This window comes from Streptomyces lomondensis (assembly GCF_014651035.1).
Taxonomy (GTDB): Bacteria; Actinomycetota; Actinomycetes; order Streptomycetales; family Streptomycetaceae; genus Streptomyces; species Streptomyces lomondensis.
Window position 1 is genome coordinate 417,837 of record NZ_BMWC01000001.1, and the last position, 20,828, is coordinate 438,664.

Here is a 20,828-nt window from a genome sequence, read left to right on the forward strand (position 1 = left end):
GTAAATCACTCATGTGAGGGCGATTTGAGCGCATGTGATGTCGTCATGGTGGGGCGGGCCTTTCCAGGACGTCGCGCATGCCTGCGGTCAGGCGGGTGTTGAGAGTCGGGGGTGCGGCGCCGGGCGGGCGTCAGGGGAGTTGTCGTACAGGCGAACCCGAGAGGAACGCGCGGATGTTCTCGACCGCCTGGCCGTAGTACGTCGCGTAGTTGGCGCGGGACACATAGCCGAGGTGCGGGGTGGCGAGGAGGCGGGGAGCCGTGCGCATCGGGTGATCGGCGGGCAGGGGCTCGATGTCGAAGACGTCGACGCCGGCGCCGGCGATCCGGCCCGCGTGCAGGGCGTCGAGGAGGGCGTCCTGGTCGACGATTGCCGCGCGCGAGGTGTTGACCAGGTAGGCGGTCGGCTTGAGCAGGGCGAGTTCGGCGGGGCCGAGCAGGCCGCGGGTACGGTCGCTGAGGGCCAGGTGGACGGAGACGAAGTCGCTCTGCGCGAGCAGTTCCTCCTTGGAGCCGGCGAGTTCCACGCCGACCTCGTCGGCGCGCTCCCGGGTGAGGTTCTGGCTCCAGGCGGTCACCCGCATGCCGAAGGCCAGGCCGACCTGGGCGACGCGGCTGCCGATCTTCCCCAAGCCGAGGAGGCCGAGGCGGCGGCCGTGCAGGTCGGCACCGACGGTGCTCTGCCAGGGGCCGCCGGAGCGCAGGGCGGTGCTCTCCTCGACGATGCCGCGGGCGAGGCCGAGCAGCAGCGCCCAGGTCAGTTCGACCGGCGGGGTGGAGGAACTGGCCGTGCCGCACACCGTGACGCCGTGCGCCTCGGCGGCCGCGTAGTCGATGACCGAGTTGCGCATGCCGGAGGCGACGATCAGTTTCAGCCGGGGCAGCCGGGCGATCAGCGACCCGGGGAACGGCACCCGCTCGCGCACCGTCACCACGATGTCGACGTCGGCCAGGGCCGCGGCGAGGGCGTCCTCGCCGTCGATGTGGCGGTCGAAGGAGACGACCTCCACCTCGTCCGCGACCGCCGACCAGTCGGCGACCTCCGTCGCCACTCGCTGAAAGTCGTCCAGCACAGCACAGCGCAACCGCACGTCGTCTCCGTTTCACGGGCCGGTCGGGCACCGACTCAGGAACGCACCTTTACCGGATGCACGTTCCTTTATCAAACGCGTTCACGTACCTCTCTGGTCTCCGCTACCGTCGTGCCGATCTTTATCAGACAAGTGATGCAAGAGGGACCTGTGAAGCTTCTGCACGCCTCCGTTCACCTCATGGGCGCCGCCTTCTCCGTACTCGTCGTGTCCCGCTGGATGTGGTGACACCGGCAGGTCCCGGAGCAGTTTCTCCGCCTCCGTGACGGCGCCGAGACGTCGGTAGAGGGCCACCGCCTGCTCGCCGTACTCGCGGGCCTGCCGGGCGCCGCGCGGGTGCAGGGCCGCCGTCCGGGCGAGTCCCGCGAGCGCGTGGGCGCAGCCCAGAGGGAAGTCGGTGCTCGCAGCCGCCTCGAGGGCGCGCTCGTATCCCCTGCGCGCGATGTCGAGGCGGCCCGACTCACGCTGGACGTCGGCCGCGCCGATCAGCGCGCGCAGCTTCTCGTACGGGTTGTCGATGCTGGTGGCGACCTGTTCCGCCATGGTGAAGTGCAGCAGCGCCTCGTCCCTGCGCCCGGACTGGGCGTGGGCCCTCCCCATGCTGATCAGCACGTCGGCCTCGCCCAGGGCGTCGCCGCCGGCCCGGTGGGCGGCGAGGGCCCGCCGGTAGCAGGCCAGTGCGCGCTCCGTCTGCCCGGTCGCCTGGTGGACGGCGCCGAGATTGGTGTCGAGGATGGCCAGCTCCTGCCGGCCGCCGTGCTGCCGCATCAGGGCCAGCGACCGCTCGTAGCACTGGCGGGCGTCGTCGTGGCGTCCCTGGAGGTAGTGGAGCTCGCCGCGGTTGTTGAGCGCCTGGGCCAGGCCGTAAGGGTCGGGCAGCGCCTCGTAGATGGCCTGCATGAGCTGGACCCGGCGGAGGGCTTCGTCGTACTGCCCCGCGTAGTGCAGCGCGGCACCCTGCACATTGAGGCAGTCGGCTTCCCCCGCGCGGTCGCCGACCTCCCGGTACAGCGCCAGTGACTGTTCGAGGACGCGCATGGCCGTCCCGCCGTGGCCGGCCGCGAGATGGGCGCGGCCCGACTGGAGCAGCGCGTCGGCGCGGCCATTCGTGTCGCCGAGGTCCTCGTAGAGCGACCGGGCCTCGGTCGCGCAGCGCAGGGCCTCGGCGTGGTTCAGCTGCGCCAGCAGATCCGCGCGGTCGGTCAGGGTGCGGGCGAGTGCGGCACGGTCGCCCTGGGCGCGCAGGACGGGGACGGCCGCGTCGAAGAGCTCGGCCGCCACGTCCCAGGTCCCCCAGAGCTTGAGGGACCTCGCCAGGACACTCGGGAACAGCGCCGCGTACTCCGGGTACCCGGCCGCGGCCGCCCGCGCGGCCCCCAGGAGGTTGGCGCGCTCCACCGTCAGCCACACGGACGCCTCGTCCACGCCGGAGAACTCCGGCGCGTAGGGGGATTCCCGGTCCGGGCTCAGCCGGATCGTCCGGCGGTGGGGGTGGGCCAGACGGTCGGTGCGGTGGGCGGTGGTGAGGTGGTAGGCGATGAGACGGCCGACCGCCGCGCGCCGGACCGGTTCGGGATCGGTGTGTGCGCCGAGCCGGGCGCTGAAGGCCCGGGTCAGGTCGTGCAGCCGGTAGCGGCCGCGTACCGGTTCCTCCAGGAGACTGGCGTCGAGCAGCTCCTCGACGCACCGCTCCAGCGGCTCCGTCTCCCGTCCGAAGGCCGGCCCGGCCAGGGCGGCCGCCGCGCGGAGGGTGATGTCGGAGCCGGTGTGCAGGGCGAGACGGCGGAACAACTGCTGGGCGGGGCCGCTGAGTTCGGCGTACGAGAGCTGGAAGACCGCCGTGATCAGGCCGTCGAACTCCTTGAGGGGATCGGCCGCGCGGGTCAGCCGGTCGAGCAGGTCCTGAACGGCCCACGCGTCCCGGTAGCGGAGACGGCTCGCCAGCAGCTGCACGGCCAGGGGGTGGCAGCCGCACGCCTCCACGACCTGCTCCAGGGCTTCGGGCTCCGCCGCGGCACGGGAGGCACCGACGACACGGGTGAACAGCGCCACCGCCTCCGCCCGGGACAGCGCCTCCACGCGCAGGGACGAGGCGCCTTCCAGACGGGTCAGCCGGCTCCGGGTGGTCACGAGGGCACGGCAGGCCGGGTTGCCCGGCAGCAGCGGCTCGACCTGGCCGGCGTCCCGGGCGTTGTCGAGCACCACGAGCGCGCGATGCCGCGCCATCCACTCCCGCCACCTGGCCGCCCGCTCGGCCGGCGTGGCCGGCAGCTCACCGGACCAGCCCGCCGAGTGCAGCAGGACGGCCAGGGCCTCGGCCGGGTCGAGCGGCTGCTCGCTGCTGTAACCGCGCAGGTCGACGTAGAACTGGCCGTCCGGGTACGACGCGCCCAGGAGGTGCGCCGCGTGCACGGCCAGTGCCGTCTTGCCAATGCCCGGCATGCCGTGGACGACCGTGACCGGCAGGGCGTTCGCCGCGCCGTCGCCGGCGTCCGAGGTGTCGAGCAGGATGCGCAGTTCGGCGGCCCGTCCGGTGAAGTCCCGGGTGTCCCGGGGCAGGCAGTTGCGCGGCTGCGGCGCGGGAGCGGCGGCGACGGGCGCGGGCCGGGTGCGCAGGAGGGTGTGGTCCTGTTCGAGCATGCGGAGATGGAGTTCCTGGAGCTCCGCGCCCGGCTCGATCCCCTGGCTCTCGTGCAGCCTCTCGCGGGTGGTGCGGAAGACGGCGAGCGCCTCGTCGTGGCGCCCGGAGCGGTACAGGGCCAGCATCAGCGAGCCGATCACCTGCTGGGCGAAGGGGTTCTGCGACGCGAGCTCCTGGAGTTCGCCGACGAGGTCCGCGTGGCGACCCAACTCCAGTTCCAAGGCGATCCGTTCCTCGCGGACCCGGCGGTGCTCCTCGGTCAGCCGGGCGCGTGCCGACAGCGCCCAGGCGTTGCCCGCGAACTCGGTCAGGGGCTCGCCGCGCCACAGCGCCTCGGTGGTGCGCAGCAGCCCGATCGCCAGTTCCTGGTCCCCCCGCGCCGCCGCACTCGCCGCGTCCGTCCGCAGCCGCTGGAAGCGCAGCAGGTCGATGTCCTCCGGGTCGGCGGCCCGCAGCTGGTACAGCCGGGGCGAGGCCCGGACCACCTCGGCCTGTTCGTCGCCCACGGTCCTGCGTAATCGTCTGCGCAGCCGGGAGAGGTAGCTGTGCAGCGTCTCCGTGGCGGTGGGCGGCGGATCGCCGTTCCAGACCCGTTCCATCAGCGTGTCCACGGAGACCGGTTCGCCCCGGGCGTGCACCAGCGCGGCCAGCAGGCAGCGTTCCTTCACGGATCCCAGCTCGTACTGCTGCGGACCGTGCCACAGTTCGAGAGGTCCCAGAGCAAGAAGTTCCACCATCACCCCCGGCGGGTGTGCTTCTTCCTGCCGTGTCGGCAGTGCCCGCCCGTTTGTGCGGCACACGATTCACTGTTCTGCGGGGTGCCCGGGGGGAGACAGGGGCGCACTGGAGCAACGACGGGCGCACGGAACCGGTGTGAAGCGGCGTTCCACAGGAGTGCAGGATTCCTGCAAGCCGGTCATCCAGACCCCGGGGCACGCCCTTGTCATCGATCGCGCGGGGTCGCGGTCGGGAAGGCATGTACGAGAATCCGGGGGACAACAACGATGAGTGTGACAGTGCCCGAACCCCACTGGCGCCATGTGCCGGTGCGGCTGGACGTCGAGCGCTGGGCCACCCGACGGACGCGCAGGCGCGTCCTGGTCGTGGTGCACACGGTGATAGCCGGGCAGCGGTTGCTCGACGCGATCCGCCTGCTCGAAGGCGATGTCAGGGTGCAGACCATCTTCACCCAGGCACCGGACGTGTTCGGCAACGGCGTGTCCGAGTTCCTGGAACAGCTGGGGGGCCTGGTGATGCCATGGAGCCAGGCCGTCCAGACCAGCTTCGACCTCGCGCTGGCCGCCGGCCACGGCAGCCTCCACGAGCTGCAGACGCCTGTGATCGTGCTGCCGCACGGGGCAGGCCACAACAAGATCACCCCCGCCGGGCGGCACGGCCGCCTGACGGCACCGCGCGGGGTGTACGGACTGAGCAGGCAGCGCCTGGTCCGGGACGGTGCGGTGGTGCCCGAGGTGATCGTGCTCGCCCACCACGAGGAGCTGACCAGGCTCGGCCGTGAGTGTCCCGAAGCCGTGCCCGCCGCGGAAGTCGTGGGCGACCCGTGCTTCGACCGCATCGCCGCCAGCCTGCCGTCCCGGGCGCTGTACCGGGACGCCCTGGGCGCCAAGCCCGGCCAGCGCCTGGTCCTCGTCTGTTCCACCTGGGGGCCGGACTCGCTCCTGGGGCAGGGCTGGGAGGTTCTGGAGCGACTCGTCGGCGAGCTGCCACGGGACGAGTTCAGCATCGCCGCCCTGCTGCACCCGCACGTCTGGAACGCCCACGGCGACTGGCAGGTCCGCGCCTGGCTCGCCGGGCTGGCGCGCTCCGGCCTGACCCTGGTCAGCCCGTACGGTGACTGGACCGGGGCGGTCGTCGCCGCCGACTACATCGTGGGCGACCACGGTTCCGTCTCGCTGTACGGCGCGATGACCGGCGTACCCGTCCTCATGGCGGGCCGGGCCGACGCCGAGGTGGATCCAGGCTCGCCGCTGGCCGAGCTGATGTCCTTCGCGCCGCGCCTGCGCGAGAACCGGTCGCTGCGCGCCCAGCTCAAGCGGAGTTCGGCGGCCTGGCGTTCGCATCGCTACGAGCGGGTCGCGGCGCGTATCTCCTCGGAGCCGGGGCAGTTCTCCCGCAAGATGCGCGCGCTGCTCTACCGCAAGCTGCGCCTGCGGGCCCCCAGCGCACGGACGACGACGGAACCGGCACGGCTGCCGCTGACGGTGCGCTATGGGGAACCGGGGAGCGTGACTGCGCCGTGACGCTGGTCGCTGTGGTGTCCCGGACGGCGCTGGCCCCGGGCGGGGGGTCAGCCGGTCCGGTGCAGTGGACGGCGTCGGACGGTCCGGTGGACGGGAGGGCGTCGGACGGTCCGGGGCGCTGGACGGCGTCACAGGGGCCGATGGAGGGGACGGCGTCGCACGGTTCGATGGGTGGGGCGGCGTCGGACGGTCCGGCGCATCGGGTCCGTGCGGTGCTGCTGCATCCGGTCTCCCGGGCCCCGATCCTGGACGAGCACGTCAGCGTCCGGCTTCCGGCAGGGACACGCTGGTCTCGGCTCGGCGACGTGCTGATCGGGCCCGGCACGGGAGCGACGGAGGCGGCGGAGACGGCGGTGGCCCATCCGGGCGCCCTGGTGGTGGCGGTGCACCACGGCTCCCGCTGCTGGCTGCGGCTCGGCGCCGGTGTCCCGGCCGTCCTCGCCTTCGAGGCCGCGGGGCCGGGGCACCTTGAGGAACGGTGGGAGATCCTCGCCTCATTGGCTCACGCCTGGCTGGTGGCCGGGCTGCCCGCCGAGGCGTTCGGCGTCGGGGAGGCCGTTCTCGGGCTGGTCGCCGAGGGCCGTCGGCGACCGACGCCGTACGCCCGCCGGGCTCAGCTCCCCGACTCGCCGGGATCCAACCGCCGCAGCCGGTGCCGCGCGGTCTCGGCCTCGTCCGATCCCGACCGGCCCGCGGAGGCGTAGAGCTCCAGCGCCTCCCGGTACCGCTCCCGGGCGACATCAGTGTGCCCGCGCCGTTCGGAGACTTCCGCCAGGCCTCCGACGGCGTGGGCCATCTCGTAGTGCGCGGCCATGCCGCGCAGCGTCGCCAGGGCGGACGACAGCTGCTCCTCGGCCTGGTCGAGCCGGTCCACGGCGAGGTGGGCGCGGCCCAGGACCCTGGTCGCGCGGGCGGCGTTGTACAGGTCGCCCGCCTCGCGCAGCGAGGTGTGAGCGGCACCGGCGTGGCGGATCGCCTCTTCGGCGTGGCCTGCGGTGAGCGAGAGGTCGGCGAGGTTCAGCCGGGCCAGGGCACCGGCCCGGCGGTCTCCGCGCGACGGCAGCTCCGCCGCGGCCTGCCGGAAGAGGTCGGCGGCTTCGTCCGGACGTCCGAGCCGCTGGAGGGCCAGGCCCCGGTAGTTGAGGGTGCGGGCGTGCCCGAGCCGGTCGTCGCGCTCCAGGAAGAGCCGCGCCGCGCGCTCGAACATCGCCAGGGCCCGGTCGTGGTGCCCGGAACCGAGCCGCCCCACCCCGCCGGAGGTGAGCATCCGGCACTCCGCCGCCGCGTCCCGCAACTCCACGGCGGCCGCCAGCCCTTCCTCATGGGCGGCGTGCCAGTCGTCGTAGAACTTGCGTCGCAGGAAGAGGGGCCACAGGGCGTCGGCGAGCTGCCAGCAGACGGTCGGGAACCCGGCGGGACGCGCCTGCCGCAGCACGGCCATCAGATTGGGCAACTCCCGTTCCAGCCAGTCCAGGGCCGCTTCGGCGTCGTCCCCGACGTCGGCGACGACCACCGGGCCGGGGCCGTAGTCCCGGGCCATGGTGCGGTGCTGAGGGTCGATGATCTCCTCGGCCTTCGTGGCGCTCGCCAGATAGTGATCGGCGATCCGGCGCACGGCCCGCTCACGCTCCTGCGGCGACTCGTCCTCCAGCGCCTTCCCGGCGGCGTGCAGCCGCACCAGGTCGTGGAAGCGGTGGCGCTCTTCGCCGCGGTCGAGGAGCAGGCTGGCGTCGTGCAGCTTCTCCAGCAGTTCCGTCGCTTTCCCTTCAGGGGCGAGTACGGCCGCCGCCACCGCGCTGCCGAACTCCGGGCCGGGATGCAGCCCCAGCAGCCGGTAGAGGCGGGCGGCCCGAGGGGGCAGCGTCCGGTACGACAGGTCCAGCGTGGCCCGCACATTGTGGTCGCCGTCGATGGCCAGCACCTCCAGCCGGTCACGTTCCTCGGTCAGCGCGCGCACCATCGTGGTGATACGGCGTTCCGGCCGCGCCGCGAGCCGGGCGCCGGCGACACGGACGGCCAGGGGCAGCCCGGCGCACAGTTCGACCAGGAGGCGGGCGGCATCGGGCTGCGCCGCGACCCGGTCGTCGGACAGGGTGTCCGCGAGCAGTTCCATCGCCGCCTCCGGGCCGAGCGGCTCCAGATGGACGGGATAGCAGCCGTCGACCGTCAGCCCCGGCATCCGCCCGCGGCTGGTCACCGCCGTCACGCTCCGGCCCGCGGGCAGCAGCGGCCGCACCTGCGCCGCCGTCGCGGCGTCGTCGAGCAGCACGACCAGACGCCGGTCGGCGGTCAGGGACCGGTACAGCGCCGTCCGTTCGGCGAGGGTCGCGGGTACGTCCGGCGCGGGGACCCCCAGGGCCCGCAGGAAGCGCCCGAGCACCTCTTCCGGGAGGACCCCGCCACCGGGGGACTGGGCGCCGAGGTCCGCGTACAGCTGGCCGTCCGGGAAATGCGGGCGCAGGGCGTGCAGCCACCGCAGTGCGAGGGTGGTCTTCCCGATCCCGCCCAGTCCGCTCACGGCGGCCAGCGCCGGGCGTTCCTCCCGCATCGCGCGCGTGCGGTGCTGCTCCAGGGCCGCCAGCTCCGGTAATCGGTCGATCACATGCACGGCCGGCGGCAGCTGCCAGGGCGTCCGCGCGACGCCTTTCGCCTCGCCCGCCCCGAAGTGGATGCCGCCGTGCACGGCTCCTGCCTGGATGGTCGCGCCGTGCACCGTGCCACTCAGCTCGTTCTGAGATCTGAGCTCGTGACTCCCCACCTGGGCCCCCCACCGCGTGTAAGCACCGACTGCTCGGATAGATCCTTTCCGTACATGCGATCGATATCCATGGGGCGGGGAATTGGGTTCGGGGTGGTGGGTGTCGGGGGCCCGGCCGGACTCGAACCTGCGGTCAAGCGCTTACAAGGTGTGTGCGTGCATGAGCGATGTCCTCACCTGCGTCTTTGAGGTCGCTGGGAGCGAACTGAGGAAAGGCGCTTCGCCTGAAGTCCTCACAAGCGCCGACCGACGGCGAGCTTGTCGTTGCCCGCGAGCCGCAGGATCGCCCGCAGCATGATCTGGAGTCGACGGTCGTTCAGGTCCTGCACGGAGGTGAGGGTGGTGATTCCGATGCCGACCATGGACAGGACCAGGTGGAGGAAGGCACGTTGCCCCTCATCCAGGTCCGGCCCGTGCTGGCGCCCCGACAGGCCCTCGAAGTGGGCCATCTCGCCGTCGTCGGTGTCGACGATCAGGGCGTGGCGTACGGCCGGCACCGACAGGATCGTCCGCTCCTCGACCAAGGCCTGGACAGCCGCGCGGGTGCGGGACGACTTCGCCGTGCGCAGCAGCTGCTCACCCAGTCTCTGGAACTCGTCTTCGGCGTCGGGCGTGCTGGGCTCAGCTTCGGGAGTGGTCACGCTGATGCCTCCGCAGAGCGTCGGTGGCCGTCACGCGCCCGAGCCCAAGCTTCCCGGTACTCGTCGTAGAGCCGGTCGTGGGTCTCGCAGGGGAGGCCGAGGTTCGCGCCCTCGTCGTCCATGGCCCGGCAGGTCGGGCACGTCAGGCAGTGGTCCGCCAGGCGCACGAACGCGGTCCGCCAGTGCGTCTCGACCACGCCACTGGTGACGGTCTCGTAGTGGTCGCACAGGGCGGCCAGGACGCGGGCGAGCCTGCGGGCGTACAGGACGCTGCCGGCCAACGGGGCGAAGCTCAGCTCGGGTGCGCGGAGCTTTCCGCGGGCCTCGCCGACGCAGTACATCGCGCCGGAGCGGGTGACGCTGTTCTCCGGCAGACGCCCGGCCGCCTGCTCGACCTCGGGGATGAGCAGTTCGAGGTGGCCGCGCAGCGTGTCGGTGAGCGTCGCCAGTTCCTCACCGGCCGCTGGCAGCATGTCCGGCGCGTCGTCCGGGCGCAGCAGCTCTATCGCTGTGGCGCGCATCGTCTTGAGGTCTGGCGGGGCTGTGGCGTTCATGATGTCGACGCTCCTCGCAGCGTTGGCCACGCCCCGGGAGGCCTCCACCTCGCCGGGGTTCTTTCGTAACTCCCGACGCTAGAGACGTGGTTGGCGCCACATCCAGCAGTGTGCGAATCTGTGCGCGCAGCAGTAGCTAGATGGGGCGATGGCCGCCTCATGCCCTTGACCGACATTCCCGCAGACCTGACGGTGGAGCAGAAGACCGCACACCGCGTGGAGGGTGATTGCCGTGCCGCTACTGTTCATCGGGATCGATCCGGAGACCGGCCAGGACAAGAGTCCCACCGTCTGGGTCGACCCGGAGAAGAACGAAATCGTGCTCCAGGGATATCGCCCCGGCCCTGAACTTGAGGCGCAGTGCGCCGCCTTCGAAGTGCCGGGCCACGCGAAGGGCATCCCGGACGACGAGGCAGTGATCCGAATCCCGGCCAGGATGGCATCGATGATCAGGGAGGCATGCAGTGTCGTCGAACGAGCCGAAGTTCGCTGAACTCCTCGCCGCCTGCACCCGCTCAGCCGTCCACCTGGAGATGCGTGACGCTTACGCCGTGGACAACGAGGCGGACGACTTCGAGACCTGGATCCGCACGGGCCAGAGGGACACCGACCCGGCCTCGGAGTACTGGGCACCCTGGGTCGACCTGATCTCCAGCACCGTTGCCCGTGGCGTCACAGTGCGGCGTGCGCGCATCGTGTCCGAACCCGTCTCCGACTACATCCGCTACGAGCACGCCGCAACGGACGTCAACGTCAGGGCTGGGGAACAGGTGCGGTGGCTGCCACGCTGCCACGCCTCCGACCTCGCGCTGCCCGGCAATGACTTCTGGCTGTTCGACGACCATCTGATCCGCTGGCACCACTTCGCGGGCAACGGGGCCTGGGTCCGCCAGGAGATCTCCGAAGAGCCGTTGGCGGCCAAGCTCTGCGCCGAGGCGTTCGAGGCCGTGTGGGCACGCGCTGTTCCGCACGACCAGTACGAGATTCACTGACAGGGAAGCACCGGTAGGCCAGCTTTATGTCCGTCTCCCCCTCCTCCTCCGCTCAGGCAGCCCGCGAGGCCGTCGCCAGGCGACTCCGTGAGCTCAGGAAGGAGGCGGGGCTGACGATCGTCCAGCTGGCCACCGCGTGCCGCTGGCACCACTCCAAGACGTCGAGGATCGAGAACGCGCACCAGACGCCTACGACCACAGACATCCGCCTGTGGTGCACCGCTGCCGGCGCCGCCGACCAGGCGCAAGACCTCATCGTGCAGTCCCTCAACGCCGAGTCCATGTACAGGGAGTGGCGCCATCAGGTGCGCGCTGGTCTGAAGCACCTGCAAGAGTCGGTGGCCCAGTTCTACCGAGACACTCAGCTGTTTCGGGTGTACTCCTCCACGATCGTGCCGGGACTGCTCCAGACTGAGGGATACGCGGCCGCGGTACTGCGTACGGCCGCCCGCTTCAGGGATCTGCCCATCGACGACAGTGACGAGGCGGCCCGGGCCCGCGTCGAGCGATCTCGCGTGATCCACGAGCAGGGCCACCGTTTCGTGATCGTGCTCGAAGAGTCCGTCCTTCACTGCCAGATGGCGGACGCCGACGCCATGGCGGCCCAACTGGGCAATCTGCTCTCCGCCGGGGCCCTGCCGGCGGTATCGCTCGGCATCATCCCCATGGCGACACCCGAGCGTAGACAGTGGCCCGAAGAGACGTTCCAGGTGTACGACGACAAGCTGGTTTCGGTCGAGTTGGTCTCCGCCGAGGTGAAGGTGACGCAGCCCTCCGAGGTGGCCCTGTATTTGAAGACGTTCGAGCAACTGCGCGGTATGGCCGTGTACGGGGCAGAGGCCCGGGCGCTGATCCTCCGGGCGATCGAAGCCTTGCGCTGAGCCGGAAGGACGAAGATCCCTCTCTCAAGCCCGGAGGGGTGAGAGAGGGAGTGCGTGTTCGGTAGCTCAGCCTTTGGTGCCCAGGGGGCACGGTCGACGAGGAAGCCAGCCCGCTGTGGCGGCCCTCGTGCGATGTGCATGGAATCAGAAGGCAGATAGACCAGCGTTTCCGCTGGTCGGGGGGTATTTGAGCCCCGGCAGGAATCGAACCTGCGGCCAAGCGCTTAGAAGGCGCTGGTGTATCTCTTGTCGCACCCTTGCTGACCTGGTTCTTCTCCCGCACCGGGTGCCTCGTCGATCGGCCTTCGGCACGCATTCGACACGGGCAGCGGTTCGACACGGGGCAGGGGCCGGTCTAGTGACGGTTGATCGGGATCTCGTAGACGATCTCGCAATGAGCGGCGGGCACCACGATGTCCGCCGTTTCCACGGGCCGCCCGTCGTCGCTGTAGTACGTCCGCCGGATGTGCGTCACGAGTGCGGCCTTCTGGATACCGAGAAGTGACGCCTCCTCGGCAGTCGCCTGCCTCGGCTCCGGCTGCTCCACGGCGTGGCTGACGGTGACGCCGATCGCGGCCATGCGGTTCACGACTCCTGCACCGGCGTGTGGCCCTCCCTCGGGAAGGACGACGAGCGTGCCGGCGGTGAGGTCGTACGGCTCCCAACTCGTGGACAGCTGCACCGGCCTGCCATCGGCCAGGAACTCATACGCGGTCCGGACGCACAGGTCCCCCTCGGCAATACCGAGCCGCGCCGCGATGTCAGCCGGAGCTGGCACCTTGGCCTCGGTCCGGCTCTCCCAATCCCCTTGCCTGCCCACGGCCTTCATGTCTGCCCGGAAGGGCGATCCGCTGGGCTGCTCCCGGGCTGATGACCGGACGACCCGCACCCGCTGCCGGGGTTCGGCGACGTACGTGCCCGACCCGGCGCGCCCCTCAAGCACACCCTGGGAAATCAGCAGCTCCTGAGCCCGGCGGACGACGTTCTCGCCAACTCCGCACTCCTGGCCGATCTGGGCGCGGGACGGCAGGCGATCCCCGGGCTCCCATACGTGCTCCGCGATCCGTCGCCGAAGTTCGTCGGCGATGCGGAGGTAGGGCGGCTGCTCAGACATATGGAAAATCTAGTCCACTAGCTCTAATCTAGTTAACTAGCTTCACTGAAAGTGATCGCCGGTGACGGAGGCTGCCCTGTGCCCGCTTCGGGAGTTCGCGCGGTAGCCATCGCTGCCCGACTGTCCGACATCGGGCTTCCCGCACGCGTGGAGGAGCACGACCGGTACGCGTCGGTCCAAGCGGAGGTGCCGGAGTCGCTCTCAGACGACTTATGGCGGGAGGTCCTGGAAGTGGTGGCCGAGGCCGATCGGTTCGGGCTCCTCGCCACCAGCTTGAACGACCGCACTCTCTGGGCGGTTGTAAACAAAGCGGTCCCCACGACGGGCGATGTCGGGGGACCGAGCCATCAGCGATAGGAGCTGAGCAGCGTGCTCAACCGTATCCGCCGTGCCGCCTCGCTCACCAGAGCGCGGTACTTCCCCAAGGGCAGGCACCGCCGTCCCTTATGGCCGTCCCGGCCGCTGGCGGCCCCCGTGCTCCCTGCGTCCGCTGACGCGTCGACGGTCGTCCTGGACCGGTCTCCGGACACCGCGAGCCACCGTCACCCTCTCGCGGGGGAGGACAACGCGCTTGTCCGCCCGTACATGCTGGCTTGGGAGAGGCGAGTACGGCCGCGCGAGGTGGTCGTCGCTTCGCACCTGCCCGCTGAAGCCTGGTCGTCCCTCGCGGGAGTCAGCTAATGACTCCTCGCCAACAGCCCCGCATCACCGAGGCTTCGGTCGTTCCCTACCGGTCGACTGCCTGCCGCATCGGCACGCATCTTGCTTGCACGGAGTCCTCCCCGGCCTCCGCACCGATCGACCTGCCAGTGGTTGTCGAGACATGCGCCTGCCCATGCCACTCGGCGTCCCACCACTTCACGCTGGGGGAGACGGAGCGGTGAGCAGCTGGGCACCCAGCGGCGCGCTGGCATCTAACGTCGAGGTCACCGCGACCACCGTGCAGCGCGGCGACGTCATCCAACTCGGTGGGACAGCCTGCCAGGTGAGCGACCTCTTCCAGCTCCCCCAAGGCGGCAAGCAACTCCTCTTCGAGTCGGGCGAGCTGCTGACCATACACGCGCGAACCCGGCTCGCCGCCGTTCGTTTGCAGAGAAGGCGGTGATCGGGTCCGTGCCTTCACGCCATCATGAAATCGCCGAGGATCTGCGGCACCAGATCACGACCGGCCGCATCAAGCCCGGCGAGCGCCTTCCATCTGAGGCAGGCCTGGCCGACCGGTACAAGGTCAGCACGGTGACACTGCGGAGAGCCCTCGCCGTGCTCCAAGGAGAAGGCCTCGTCGAGAAGATCCACGGCAGAGGGAACTTCGCTCGTCGCCCACCCCGCAAGCTCCTCTACGTCGGAGGATGGGGGACGCTGGACCCGTGGACCGCCGCTGAAACGGCCCTGAGCGTCACAGTTCGCACCAACACGGTTCCGGCAAAGGGGCACCTGACGACCCTGCTGGCAGTGCCGACGGGCAGTCCTCTCGCCGAGTTCTTCTGCATTAGCCACGAGGGAGAGTCACCGCACGGCTTGGCCCGCATCTACATCCCGCGCGACCTGGCGCCGGCCGCAGTGCTGGACGACAAATCCTCGTGGCGGGAGTCGGCCACGCGCTTTGCCGTTCTGAGCTCGCCGCCGGCGGTTGTCCGCGAAACGGTATCTGCCCGCCCACCGTCGCCGGACGAAGCATCGGCCCTACGGATCGGCTCCGCCGTGGCAGTCGTCGCCGTCACACGCATCGCGACCGACACGACCGGGCGAATCGTCGAGGCCGCGCTTCTGGTGTTCCCGGGGGACCGTGTGGACGCCGTCTTCACCACCCACCACGTGACCGACGAGAGGCAGAAGCAAGGATGACGGCACCGAACGAACTACGGCTCCTCCCGTGGTCGGGACCGGAGGGCAAGCCCTGCTACCTGAGCACCGACGCTAGCGGCGGCTACATGTCCCGCCTGGCGGACAACATCGAAGCGGCACAACTGGGTACGGCAGTCGAGCTGCTGGAGGAGGCCTCAGACACCCTCGTCGACCAGGAGGCGGGCCCGGAAGACCTGCGACGGTTGGCGAAGGAACTGACGGGGGCTTTGCGGGACGTGCTCCGCGTCGCGACCAGCCGCGGTCACCCCTAGCGGGGAGCGCACCTCGCCGCTCCTAGGCAGCTGCCGCAAACCGCGCCTGCCGAAACAACCTTCCGTACACGTCAATGGGGAGAGAAGTCCGGTCATCCACCCGGGTTTACCTCCCCATTGCGTCATGCGGACCAGAATCGGTGACACACGGCTCCGGAGGCCCCTTGACTCCCGGGCAACGCCGCTGGCTGAGGACCTGCAGACGTTCGGTCGACCTGGCCCAGTCCGCAGGTAGTCCACGCCCGAGGGGACCTCTCACCCTCGGGCCTACCGGGACTGGGACGCCGGCTCCGTGTCAGTCGTCGATCGCCTGGTAGACCGTGGTCCAGAAATCGTGGAAGAGCCGCGCCGGGTCCGGGACGGACGTCCCGACCTGGGTGAGCAGGATTCCGGTGATCTGGGTTTCCGGGTCGGCGTAGGTCGAGGTGCCGCTTCCGCCGTCCCAACCGAACTGGCCGATGGGCGCGTAGTCGCCGCGGTAGGTGCGCACCGCCATTCCGAAGCCCCATCCGCCATGCTGCCCTTGGCCGAACGACACATGGACATTGTTGACGGCCATGGCGTGTCGGGCGGCTTGCTGCTCGGGCGCGAGGCGGTTGGTGGTCATCAGCTCGACGGCGGCCCGGGACAGAATCCGTTCGCTCCCGTGCATCCCGCCGTTGAGCAGCATCCGGAAATAGGCGTGGTAGTCGTCGGCCGTGGAGTTCAGTCCGCCGCCCCCGCCCTGGAACGCCGGAGGCGCGCTGTGGCGGCCCCCCTCCGCCTCGTCCCACACGTGGAACTCTCCGCTCTGCGGGTCGGGGGCGTAGAGGGGCGGCAGCCGGTCGATCTTGTCGGCGGGCACGTGGAAACCGGTGTCCTTCATGCCCAGGGGGTCGAAGATGCGTTCGCGCAGGAACGTCTCGTACGACTGGCCGGTGACCCTGGCGACGAGCACGCCGAGGAGATCGCTGGCGATGTGGTACTGCCAGCGCTCTCCGGGCTGGTGCATCAGCGGCAGCGCGCCGAGGCGGCGCATCCACTCGTCCGGCTCGGGCATCGGCGTCGGCAGATTGGGCGTGAGCCCCTGCTCGAAGACCGCGTTCATGATCGGAGTTCCCAGCGACGTCATATCCATGCCGAGCCCGAACGTGGAGGTCAGCACGTCCCGTACGGTGATGGGCCGCCGCGCTGGCACGGTGTCGTCCAGCGGGCCGTCGATCCGCTTCAGCACCTGACGGTCGGCGAGTTCGGGCAGCCACGGATCCACCAGGTCGTCCAGCCGCAGCCTGCACTCGTCGAGAAGGATCATCGCCGCCGACATCCCGACCGGCTTGGACGTCGAGGCCATCCGGAAGATCGTGTCCCGGCGCATCGGCGGGCCGCCGTCGTGGCGCATCGTCCCGAGCGCTTCGGCGTGCGTATCCTCGCCCCGGCTGACCAGCGCGACCAGCCCCGGAATCTTCCCGGACTCGACATACCGCGCCAGCACGTCGCGCATCCTGCGCAGCCCTGCTTCGGAGAAGCCGCTGTTGCCTTGTCTCATGATGAATCTCCTTGCGTACAGTGTTCGATCTTCAAGACCCGCCCCGGCGTGGCGCCGCCGTCCCTTGCCCGGCATCTACGACCCCACCGGCCCCGGGAAGCTGCTGCCCGCGTTCTTCGCCGCGATGGCGGAGACAAAGGGAGACCAAGCGGGAGAACATCCGCGAGTCAGCGCTGGAAGGGACAGAACCCGCCGAGTTCGCGTCCGCCGCCTGGGCGGTGCTGATGTTCCACAGGGCCGGGTCAGGCCACAGGGGTTCCGGCCCACGGGTCGAGCGCCGTGTAGGCCGGCCGCCACCGGTGCTCGTAGGCATGGCGTGCCGGCCCGGGCAGGGGGGCCAGCATCTTCGTGATCGTCCTCTCGTCGGCGTCGTCCAGGAGCCAGGGCAGGAGCCGGGGCGCGTCGGGGCCGATCCGCTGGGCGTGGACCTGGCCGAAGTGGGCCCACTGCACCGGCGTGACGACCTCTTGGACGAGCGGAAGCGCGGCTTCCTCCTCGTGGGCGAGGTGCCCGGTCAGGCCCGTGACGAGGGAGTCCGCGAGGTCGCCGACCAGGTTAGGCGTCGTTCCCGGGTCCGCCAGGGCCTTGTCGAGCGCTTCGACCAGCGGATCGAGGGCCGCGTGCTCGGCCTCCATCGCCTCCAGGAGGGCGAGGTCGTCGGGCCTCCCGGTGAGGTTGCCGCGCAGGGCCGGCCACAGGGCGTCGTCCTCGGCGCGGTGGTGGACGTGCAGAGCCACCTTGAGAAGGTCCCAGCCCGCGGCGGCGCGCAGGGCCTCGCCCGGGTGGCGATCGGCGCGCGAGGTGATGCGGGCGACGTGCTGGAGGTCGCGCCGAAGCGCGTGGTGCATCGCGTACATCACGGTCATGTCGAGCTGGTCGTTCATCGTGTCCTCGTTCCTTGCTCGTGACCGCGCCCGTGTCCCGCCGGCCAGCTCAGCCCCCAGGTGGTGCCCGCGGGGCGGGTGACCGCTTCCGCCAGACGCATCGCCGCCCGCTCGGCGTCGGTGAAGAAGGGCGCCTTGCCGGCCGGGAGCACGACAGCCAGGTCCTTCATACGTGTCTGCATGGTGAAATCTCCTGTGAGCAGGCGCCGTTCGACGTGTCGCTCTCCGGTGGCTTCAAGGCTCCCTCGGGGCGGTGGACGTGATCAACGCCGGATCTGGAATGGCCCCGATAACCGGAGGGTTATGTCGGGGAACGTGAGGACGCGGGGCGGGGGCATCGTGGAAGTACGGGACATCGAGATCTTTCTGACGCTCACAGAGGAGCTGCACTTCGGGCGTACCGCCGCGCGGCTGCACGTGAGTCAGGCGCGTGTGAGTCAGGCGATCAAGCAGCAGGAACGCCGCCTCGGCGGCGAGCTGTTCGACCGCTCCAGCCGTCGCGACATCCGATTGACACCGCTGGGCCAACTCCTGCGAGACGATCTGCAGCCGGTGTACGCGAATCTGCTGGCGAGCTTGGAACGGGCCCGGCTCGCAGCTCAGGGCGTCACCGCCACGCTGCGCATCGGCATGATGCCCTTCAACCTGCCTGATCTGCACCCCCATTGGCGAGTCTTCCGGGCTCGCCACCCCCAATGGCAGCTTCAGGTGCGCCAAGCCTCCTACGTCGATCCGTTCGGCCGGCTCCGCGCCGGGGAGATGGACGTCCTGGTCGCCTGGCTGCCCGTGGAGGAACCCGACCTCACCGTGGGCCCGATCCTGTTCCGCGACCCGCGCGTGCTCGCCGTCTCCAGCGACCACGAGTTGGCGGAACGATCCTCCGTATCGCTGGAGGCGGTCGCCGACTTCCCGCATGCCACAGCCCCCCAGATGCTGGACTACTGGGAGGACGCGTACCTGCCCTTCCAGACCCCCCAAGGCAGATCCATCGAACGCGTCGACACCGTCACCACCCCCGACGCCCTGATCAATCTCGTCGGCACCGGCGAGATCGTCCACACGTTCCCTGCCCACGTCACCAAGTACTGGGCCTTGTCCCACATCCGGTGGCTGCCGCTCCCCGACATGCCGGCCCTGCCGTACGCCCTGGTGTGGCGCAGCGAGACCGAAAACGACCTCATTCGCGCCCTCGCGGAGGTGGTGCGCAGCCTCGGTACGTCTCGTCTGTGAATGGCCGGGTACAGAGGAGCGAGGTCCGAATTCCGCCAGCGCGCAGGGTCGCGGGCGCGTGACGCCGGGGCCGACTCGCCGTCGTCGTGCCGCCTCGTCCCGAGCGCTTCGACGTGCGTCTTACGACCCCGGCTGAGGGTCGGCCTGCCGAAGTCGTTCAGGTTCTACGACCTTCGCCATAAAGGGCACACCCTGTCGACGCGGGCCGGAGCGACGCTGAAGGACACGATGGTGGGGATCGGCCAGTCCTCAGAGAAGGCGGGAGGTCGCCGACGGGCTGGACGAGATGGTGCGCGTCGCCCGCGAAAAGGCCGCTGAGCAGCCCGCGCAGGAGCCAAGTGGTGCGGGGCGCCTGAATCGGTCTAGACAGCGACGAAGGCCCAGGTCGCTGACCTGGGCCTTCTTTGAAGAGCGGAGACGGGAATCGAACCCGCGCTCTGAGCTTGGGAAGCTCGGGTTCTCTGGGGGCGATGCCTGCACTGACCTGCGGCTGACCGTTACGGGGCCCGACTGGCCAGCGACTTGCTCCCCGCCATTCCCCGTGGTTCCCCACACAATCTGGCACGGTCCTGGCACGACCTCCCCGTCCCGAACTTTCGGCTGGGTGGTCATTGCGGACCGGAGGACTGGTCAGTCGGTCGCTGACGGGCCTTGGCGGTCGCCTGCGGTTGCGGTGGTTGCTGTACTTCACTGCAATCCCTCCGCCTGGTCGTACTCGGCTGCTTGGAGGGTAGGCAAGTAGGTGACCTTGGGCTGGGATCGCTCGATCAACATTGCGCTATTCGGCGGCTTCGATGCCCAAGTCGGCTCGCATGGCCACTTTCTGCTCCCCCACGTATGGCCAGACCTCTTGATGCAGTTCGTCTTCTAAAGCCTGCAGCTCGGCCGCACATCCGGACAGGGATGGCCCGAGCTGCTTGATCTTTCCGTATGCGGTGTTCAACCGGGTCTTGGCAACGCTGGATGCATGTAGCACCGGGCGCGGGGCAATCATCTGGGCTTCCGCATAGCTGTCCCGATAGGCCGATCGGCTGGTCTCCAGTTGTGCCAGCGATGCGTCAACGTCAACGTTGTGCCGCAGTGCATGCAGGTAGTTGGTCATCGCCGTCAGAAATTGACGGGAAGCGGTGTTCAGGTCGATGTAACACTTGCGCCTCAACTCAAGGCTCTCGCGCTGGCGTGCTTGAGCCTGCTCCGCCTGCAGCAGCGCTTCGGCGTGCTGGCGTTCTTCTCGTCGCTGCTCCGCAGCAACCTGCAATTCCAGGCGTTTTGTACGGTCTGCGCGGTTCTGCGTCAGCAGTGCCGCTCCTAGCGTGCCCGCTACGCCCACGACGGCAACCAGTAACCCCGCCCAACCACCGCCCACAATCCCTGCCTTTCACAGATGAAGGGCTTCAAGCAAACTCACGCCTTGACCTGGGCTCGGGCATCCCGCGTCGCGTCGGCTGCCGCTGTCGGTTAACACAGGCCAACCTCGGCCCACAGCCAGACGCGATGCCAGGCCACGGTCAGGCGTGCCCAAGCTAGCTCAGCGTGGCGGGCACTTAGAAGATGCGGGCAGGCCCTGGTCGTGAAACCGTGCTGCTCACGGGCTGTCGTGGGCGTACCGTCGATCTGGACCATGGGGGTGGAAGCCTGTGCTGTACGCACACGACGTAATCCTGAACGAACTCACACAGGAGCTCAGACCGACGGCTGAGGGCGTCGAGTGGTTCGAGGGCCTCCCGGAGGACGACCAACGCAAGGTCCTGCACACACTGGTGCTGTTCTGCGGGCAGGCCCGCGCCCGCGAGGAGGACGTGCCGGAGAGCATCGCGCGTTCCGGCATCCGCCCCACTCACACGCCAGCGGTGATGCTTACGAAGTGGCGCTTTGGCATGGAGGACCTTCCGGCCTACGAACTTAGTAAGTCCTTCCGCCTACTCATCGCCCTCTTCGGCATCGCGGACACCCGGAGGCGGACGTTGTACTGCGCCGGGGGATGTAGTCACGCCTGGCACAACCTGCCAGCCCCGCCACGGGACGCAACCTGAGGTGTCTTCTTGCCCTGGGTGTTGTCGGGGATCTTAGTGAGCTGGATTTTTGCTGGTCGGGGGCGGTGGGATCGTGATCCTGGTGGTCGTCGTTGGTCGTCATTGAC

21 protein-coding genes, 1 tRNA gene and 1 pseudogene are annotated in these 20,828 nt (G+C 69.8%); 12 read left to right on the forward strand and 11 right to left on the reverse strand.

Annotated features, from left to right (window positions below):
- Positions 1-130 precede the first annotated feature (130 nt).
- Together IE255_RS01820 and IE255_RS01825 are read right to left on the reverse strand one after the other, a co-directional pair.
- Positions 131-1,090 (reverse strand): D-2-hydroxyacid dehydrogenase family protein, encoded by a 960-nt coding sequence (locus tag IE255_RS01820; protein WP_190048312.1) that lies wholly within the window; start codon positions 1,088-1,090, stop codon positions 131-133.
- 81 nt (positions 1,091-1,171) lie between these two features.
- Positions 1,172-4,468, reverse strand: coding sequence for an AfsR/SARP family transcriptional regulator (locus IE255_RS01825; RefSeq protein ID WP_190048313.1), 3,297 nt, complete (start codon positions 4,466-4,468; stop codon positions 1,172-1,174).
- Positions 4,469-4,735: 267 nt separating this feature from the next.
- Here IE255_RS01825 and IE255_RS01830 point away from each other — a divergent pair, with 267 nt between their 5' ends.
- Together IE255_RS01830 and IE255_RS01835 are read left to right on the forward strand one after the other, a co-directional pair.
- Positions 4,736-5,992 (forward strand): hypothetical protein, encoded by a 1,257-nt coding sequence (locus IE255_RS01830; protein WP_190048314.1) that lies wholly within the window; start codon positions 4,736-4,738, stop codon positions 5,990-5,992.
- Between the two features lie 212 nt (positions 5,993-6,204).
- Positions 6,205-6,696, forward strand: a complete 492-nt coding sequence (locus IE255_RS01835) for a transcriptional regulator (RefSeq protein ID WP_190048315.1) — start codon at positions 6,205-6,207, stop codon at positions 6,694-6,696.
- Here IE255_RS01835 and IE255_RS01840 read toward each other — a convergent pair.
- The 3 genes from IE255_RS01840 to IE255_RS01850 all read right to left on the reverse strand — a co-directional run bounded on the left by IE255_RS01840 (position 6,606) and on the right by IE255_RS01850 (position 9,945).
- A complete protein-coding gene (locus IE255_RS01840) occupies positions 6,606-8,705 on the reverse strand; it encodes an ATP-binding protein (RefSeq protein WP_229906247.1) in 2,100 nt (699 codons plus the stop codon). The genes IE255_RS01835 and IE255_RS01840 overlap by 91 nt on opposite strands.
- A gap of 278 nt (positions 8,706-8,983) precedes the next feature.
- Positions 8,984-9,391, reverse strand: coding sequence for a hypothetical protein (locus IE255_RS01845; RefSeq protein ID WP_190048317.1), 408 nt, complete (start codon positions 9,389-9,391; stop codon positions 8,984-8,986).
- The gene (locus tag IE255_RS01850; protein WP_190048318.1) at positions 9,388-9,945 is read right to left on the reverse strand and encodes a DUF6415 family natural product biosynthesis protein; all 558 of its coding nucleotides are present in this window, start codon (positions 9,943-9,945) and stop codon (positions 9,388-9,390) included. Before IE255_RS01850 ends, IE255_RS01845 begins: the two co-directional genes overlap by 4 nt.
- A 232-nt stretch (positions 9,946-10,177) precedes the next feature.
- Between IE255_RS01850 and IE255_RS01855 the strand changes: the two genes are divergently transcribed.
- From IE255_RS01855 to IE255_RS01865, 3 genes are read left to right on the forward strand one after another with little or no spacing between them, the layout of a single operon-like run.
- Positions 10,178-10,438 carry a hypothetical protein gene (locus IE255_RS01855; RefSeq protein WP_190048319.1) on the forward strand — a complete coding sequence of 87 codons (261 nt, stop codon included), beginning with the start codon at positions 10,178-10,180 and terminating at the stop codon, positions 10,436-10,438.
- The gene (locus IE255_RS01860) at positions 10,410-10,937 is read left to right on the forward strand and encodes a DUF6879 family protein (RefSeq protein ID WP_190048320.1); all 528 of its coding nucleotides are present in this window, start codon (positions 10,410-10,412) and stop codon (positions 10,935-10,937) included. The genes IE255_RS01855 and IE255_RS01860 overlap by 29 nt, the downstream gene beginning before the upstream one ends.
- Before the next feature lie 26 nt (positions 10,938-10,963).
- On the forward strand, positions 10,964-11,818 hold the full coding sequence (locus IE255_RS01865; RefSeq protein ID WP_190048321.1) for a helix-turn-helix domain-containing protein: 855 nt from the start codon (positions 10,964-10,966) through the stop codon (positions 11,816-11,818).
- A 190-nt stretch (positions 11,819-12,008) separates the two neighbouring features.
- On the opposite strand, the gene IE255_RS01870 is transcribed toward IE255_RS01865, so the two are convergent.
- Both IE255_RS01870 and IE255_RS01875 read right to left on the reverse strand, forming a co-directional pair.
- Positions 12,009-12,108 (reverse strand) — tRNA-Arg (locus IE255_RS01870).
- A gap of 65 nt (positions 12,109-12,173) precedes the next feature.
- The gene (locus tag IE255_RS01875; RefSeq protein ID WP_190048322.1) at positions 12,174-12,932 is read right to left on the reverse strand and encodes a GntR family transcriptional regulator; all 759 of its coding nucleotides are present in this window, start codon (positions 12,930-12,932) and stop codon (positions 12,174-12,176) included.
- Positions 12,933-13,010: 78 nt separating this feature from the next.
- Here IE255_RS01875 and IE255_RS38985 point away from each other — a divergent pair, with 78 nt between their 5' ends.
- The 4 genes from IE255_RS38985 (at position 13,011) to IE255_RS01890 (ending at position 15,049) form a co-directional block, all read left to right on the forward strand.
- A complete protein-coding gene (locus IE255_RS38985; RefSeq protein WP_229906305.1) occupies positions 13,011-13,289 on the forward strand; it encodes a hypothetical protein in 279 nt (92 codons plus the stop codon).
- Positions 13,290-13,812: 523 nt separating this feature from the next.
- A complete protein-coding gene (locus tag IE255_RS01880; RefSeq protein WP_190048323.1) occupies positions 13,813-14,037 on the forward strand; it encodes a hypothetical protein in 225 nt (74 codons plus the stop codon).
- Positions 14,034-14,777, forward strand: a complete 744-nt coding sequence (locus tag IE255_RS01885; RefSeq protein WP_190048324.1) for a GntR family transcriptional regulator — start codon at positions 14,034-14,036, stop codon at positions 14,775-14,777. Before IE255_RS01880 ends, IE255_RS01885 begins: the two co-directional genes overlap by 4 nt.
- Complete coding sequence (locus IE255_RS01890; RefSeq protein ID WP_190048325.1) at positions 14,774-15,049, forward strand: hypothetical protein; 276 nt, start codon at positions 14,774-14,776, stop codon at positions 15,047-15,049. The genes IE255_RS01885 and IE255_RS01890 overlap by 4 nt, the downstream gene beginning before the upstream one ends.
- 295 nt (positions 15,050-15,344) lie before the next feature.
- On the opposite strand, the gene IE255_RS01895 is transcribed toward IE255_RS01890, so the two are convergent.
- The 3 genes from IE255_RS01895 to IE255_RS01905 form a co-directional block, all read right to left on the reverse strand.
- On the reverse strand, positions 15,345-16,574 hold the full coding sequence (locus IE255_RS01895) for a serine hydrolase domain-containing protein (protein ID WP_190049310.1): 1,230 nt from the start codon (positions 16,572-16,574) through the stop codon (positions 15,345-15,347).
- 242 nt (positions 16,575-16,816) lie between these two features.
- Positions 16,817-17,458 (reverse strand): hemerythrin domain-containing protein, encoded by a 642-nt coding sequence (locus tag IE255_RS01900; protein ID WP_190048326.1) that lies wholly within the window; start codon positions 17,456-17,458, stop codon positions 16,817-16,819.
- The gene (locus IE255_RS01905; protein WP_190048327.1) at positions 17,455-17,640 is read right to left on the reverse strand and encodes a hypothetical protein; all 186 of its coding nucleotides are present in this window, start codon (positions 17,638-17,640) and stop codon (positions 17,455-17,457) included. The genes IE255_RS01900 and IE255_RS01905 overlap by 4 nt, the downstream gene beginning before the upstream one ends.
- A 157-nt stretch (positions 17,641-17,797) precedes the next feature.
- Here IE255_RS01905 and IE255_RS01910 point away from each other — a divergent pair, with 157 nt between their 5' ends.
- Together IE255_RS01910 and IE255_RS38990 are read left to right on the forward strand one after the other, a co-directional pair.
- Positions 17,798-18,688, forward strand: coding sequence for a LysR family transcriptional regulator (locus tag IE255_RS01910; protein WP_190048328.1), 891 nt, complete (start codon positions 17,798-17,800; stop codon positions 18,686-18,688).
- A gap of 123 nt (positions 18,689-18,811) precedes the next feature.
- Positions 18,812-19,013 (forward strand): annotated as a pseudogene (locus tag IE255_RS38990) (tyrosine-type recombinase/integrase); the annotation flags it as partial.
- Positions 19,014-19,466: 453 nt separating this feature from the next.
- On the opposite strand, the gene IE255_RS01915 reads toward IE255_RS38990, so the two are convergent.
- Positions 19,467-20,018: a hypothetical protein gene (locus IE255_RS01915; RefSeq protein ID WP_229906248.1), complete on the reverse strand. Its 552-nt coding sequence runs from the start codon at positions 20,016-20,018 to the stop codon at positions 19,467-19,469.
- A 307-nt stretch (positions 20,019-20,325) separates the two neighbouring features.
- On the opposite strand from IE255_RS01915, the gene IE255_RS01920 reads away from it, so the two are divergent.
- Positions 20,326-20,721: a DUF5958 family protein gene (locus IE255_RS01920; protein WP_190048330.1), complete on the forward strand. Its 396-nt coding sequence runs from the start codon at positions 20,326-20,328 to the stop codon at positions 20,719-20,721.
- Positions 20,722-20,828: the final 107 nt, after the last annotated feature.